The following is a 3,907-nucleotide window of genomic DNA, read 5'->3' as shown; positions in this document are numbered from 1 at the left end:
CCGCCGCGCCGCGCGGTGCCGCGCCCCGGCCGCCCATGCGGCTGGGCAGCCCGCGGCGCAGGCTGCGGGTGTCGGTCGTCGTTCTCTGCGCGGCGCTGGTCGTGCTCGCCGGCCGGCTGACCCAGCTGCAGGCGTTCCAGGCGTCCACCTATGCCGAACGTGCCGAGCAGCAGCGGTTGCGGACGGTGGCATTGCCCGCGGTCCGCGGTGTCATCACTGACCGTAGCGGAGCGACGCTGGCGCAGGACGTCGAGGCGCGCGCGGTCTACGCCGACCCGCACAACGTCACCGACGCGAAGGTGGTGGCCGCCGCCCTCGCGCCGCTGCTCGGCGTGCCCGCCGACACTCTGCAGCCGAAACTTACCGGCAGCGGACGTTTCGCCTACCTGGCCCGGGGCCTGGACCCGGCGGTGGGCAAGGCCGTGACCGACCTGAGGCTGCCCGGCATCGGCGTCCTGGAGGAGCGCCGACGTCTCTACCCGTCCGGCGCACTCGCGTCCAACGTCGTCGGGTTCACCACGATCGGTGACAACGAGGTGATCGTTGGCAGTGGCGGTATCGAGAGCGCCTACGACCGGGTGCTGCGCGGGACGGACGGCCTGCGCCGGGTCGAGGTCGACCCGGCCGGCCGGATGATCCCGTCGGCGGCCAGCCGGGAGTCCGACCCGGTGCCGGGGTCGAGCGTGCGGCTGACCCTCGACCGCGACATCCAGTGGGCCGCGCAGCAGGCGCTGGCCGAGGCCGTGCGCACGACCCAGGCCGACGGCGGCAGCGTCGTGGTCATGGTCCCGAACACCGGGGACATCCTCGCGATGGTGGACGCGCCCGGCTACGACCCCAACAAGGTCGCCACTGCCGATCCGGGCACCCTGAAGAACCGCGCCACCCAGGACGTCTACGAGCCGGGCAGCGTCAACAAGGTCATCACCATGGCCGCGGCGATCGACCGTGGCCTGATCACGCCGGAGACCCCGGTGACGGTGCCGCCGAACATGCGCATCGCGGGCCGGACCTTCACCGACGCCGAGCCGCACGGGGTCGAGCACCTGACCGCGGCCGGGGTGCTGGCCAGGTCCAGCAACCTCGGGACGATCCAGATCGCGCGCAAGCTCGGCCCGGCCGGCCTGGAGAGCGCGCTGCGCGACTTCGGCCTCGGCGCCAGGACCGCGCTGCGCTTCCCCGGGGAGAGCGCCGGCATCCTGCGGCCCGCCGCCGAGTGGGACGTCCAGCAGGAGGCCACGATCTCCTACGGGCAGGGGATGTCCGCGACCGCGATCCAGATGGCCTCGGTGTACGCCACCATCGCCAACGGGGGCGTGCGGGTCGCGCCCCGGCTGGTGGACAGCACCATCTCCCCGGACGGGGCCGTGCGCACCACGCCCCGCCAGCCCGGCGTCCGGGTGGTCAGCGCGGCCACCGCGGCCACGGTCTCGCAGATGCTGGAGTCGGTGACCACCGACTCGGGGACCGCGCCGCTGGCGGCCATCGACGGATACCGGGTGGCGGGCAAGACCGGGACGGCACAGCGGGTGGGCGCTTCCGGCCACTACGACGGCTATGTCGCGTCGTTCGTGGGTTTCGCCCCGGCCGACCAGCCCAGGGTGGTCGTCGAGGTGGTCCTGGACAATCCCCGCGACGGCCACTTCGGTGGGACGGTCGCCGCACCGGTGTTCCAGCGGGTGATGACCTTCGCGCTGACGACGCTGGGCGTGCCTCCGTCCGGCACGAGCCCGCCGAAGCTCGTTCTCGATCTGGACGCGGGTCGTTGACCCGCCGTGCCCGTCGTGACCCGACGCAGGTCCCGGCGGGCCGGCTACTAGTGTCGTTGCCGTGACCTCACCGGTGTTGCGTCCGGTCGCCCCGCCCGCACGGGCGCTCACCGAGCTGACCGTCGGATACGACGGCCTCACGGTGACCGGCGGTGCTGTGGCGGGTGTAGTCGTCCGCGGGATCACCCATGACTCCCGGGCGGTGCGTCCTGGCGACCTCTACGCGGCCCTGCCCGGCGCGCGCGTGCACGGGGCCGCCTTCGTCCGGCAGGCGATCGCGGCCGGGGCTGTGGCCGTGCTGACCGACCGGGCCGGGGCTGACCAGATCATGGCGGCGGCCCGGTCGTCCGGCACGGCTGCTGGGAGCACGGCTGGTAGTGACACGGCTGGCAGCGGCACGGCTGCTGGGAGCACGGCTGGCAGGGACGTAGCCGGTAGCGGCACGGCTGGCAGGGACGTAGCTGGTGGGAGCGCGGCCGGCAGGGACGTAGCCGGTAGCGACATGGCTGGTAGTGACGCGGCTGGTAGTGACGATGGGGACGTGGCTGGCGGTGGCACAGCCGTTGATGCGGACACAGCCGGCGCGGACACGGCAGCCGGCGCGGGCGTGGCCGACGTCCCGGTGCTTGTGGCCGCGGACCCGCGGGCGCTGCTGGGGCCGGTCGCGGCCCGGGTGTACGGCGAACCGTCGACGGCCCTGACGTTGCTCGGGGTCACCGGCACCAACGGCAAGACGACGGTGGCCTACCTGCTGGAGGCGGGGCTGCGGGCCGCCGGGCACACGACCGGGCTGATCGGGACGGTGCAGACGCGGCTGGCCGACACGGTGCTCCCCTCGGTGCGCACCACGCCGGAGGCCACCGACCTGCAGGCGCTGCTCGCGGTCATGGCCGAGCGTGGGGTGACCGCGGCGGCGATGGAGGTCTCCAGCCATGCCGTCGCCCTGCACCGGGTGGGCGGCATCCGGTTCGCCGGGGCGGCGTTCACCAACCTCAGCCAGGACCATCTCGACTTCCACCCGTCGATGGAGGACTATTTCGCCGCCAAGGCCGCCCTGTTCACCCCCGAGCGGACCGGGGTGTCCGTCATCGACATCGACACGCCGTGGGGGCGCCAGCTCGCCGGGGCCGTCCCGGGGGCGATCACCTGCGGGACGGCCGCCGACGCGCACTGGCGTGCCGTCGACGTCGCCGCCGGCCCCAGCGGGACGGTCTTCCGCGCGCTCGGCCCGTACGGCGTGGACGTCCGGGTGGGCATCGCGCTGCCCGGAGCCTTCAACGTCGGCAACGCCCTGGTGGCGCTGGCGCTGCTGGTGGCCACCGGTGTCCCCGCGCCGGTGGCGGCGGCCGGGCTGGCGAGCCTGCCCGGGGTGCCGGGCAGGATGGAACGGGTCGACGCCGGCCAGCCGTTCCTCGGCCTGGTCGACTACGCGCACACACCGGACGCGGTGCAGACGCTGCTGCGTACCGTGCGGCCGCTGGTGCCCGGCCGTGTGATCGTGCTGCTTGGCTGCGGGGGTGACCGTGACCGGCGCAAACGTCCGCTGATGGGCGCCGCCGCGGCCGTCGGCGCCGATATTTCGATCTTCACCAGTGACAACCCCCGGTCGGAGGATCCGGAATTGATCATCGCGCAGATGTGTACCGGCGTGGGGACGCTGCCGCCCAGCGCCCGGGGCCGTGTCATGGTGGAGCCGGACCGGGCCGCGGCGATCCGCCTCGCGGTGGGCCTCGCCCAGCCGGGAGACGCGGTCGTGCTGGCCGGCAAGGGGCACGAGACCGGTCAGGAGCAGGCCGGCGTGGTGACCCCCTTCGACGACCGTGACGTGCTGCGGGCGGAGCTGGCCGGGTGGCGTCCCGTGTCGCGCCGGCATTCGGCGTGAGGGGCGTCCGACGGTGATGACGCTGACCCTGCGCGAGGTCGCGGTGGCCTGCGGCGGCCGGCTGGACGCCGTGGATGATCCTGACGCCGCCGTGACCAGCGTCGTCATCGACTCGCGCCAGGTCACCGCCGGCGCGCTGTTCGTCGCGGTGGCCGGGGAGCGGGTCGACGGCCACGACTTCGCCGCCGCGGCGGTAGATGCCGGCGCGGCGGCGGTGCTCGCGGCCCGGCCGGTGGGCGTGCCCGCGGTGGTGGTC

3 protein-coding genes are annotated in these 3,907 nt (G+C 74.3%); all 3 read left to right on the top strand.

Annotation, left to right across the window (positions count from 1 at the left end):
* Positions 1 to 1,769: peptidoglycan D,D-transpeptidase FtsI family protein (locus tag NBX02_RS15600; RefSeq protein WP_250291951.1), on the top strand; the 1,769-nt coding region annotated here is incomplete at its 5' end.
* 157 nt (positions 1,770 to 1,926) lie between these two features.
* Complete coding sequence (locus NBX02_RS15595; protein WP_445548460.1) at positions 1,927 to 3,651, top strand: UDP-N-acetylmuramoyl-L-alanyl-D-glutamate--2,6-diaminopimelate ligase; 1,725 nt, start codon at positions 1,927 to 1,929, stop codon at positions 3,649 to 3,651.
* A gap of 13 nt (positions 3,652 to 3,664) precedes the next feature.
* Positions 3,665 to 3,907 (top strand): Mur ligase domain-containing protein (locus NBX02_RS15590; RefSeq protein ID WP_250291949.1); only part of this gene is annotated, 243 nt, incomplete at its 3' end.

Origin of the sequence: Protofrankia sp. CiP1_Cm_nod1 (assembly GCF_920888515.1) — a bacterium.
GTDB lineage: Bacteria > Actinomycetota > Actinomycetes > Frankiales > Frankiaceae > Protofrankia.
Note: the sequence above shows the minus strand (reverse complement) of the source record. Positions and strands in the feature narration are given on the sequence as shown.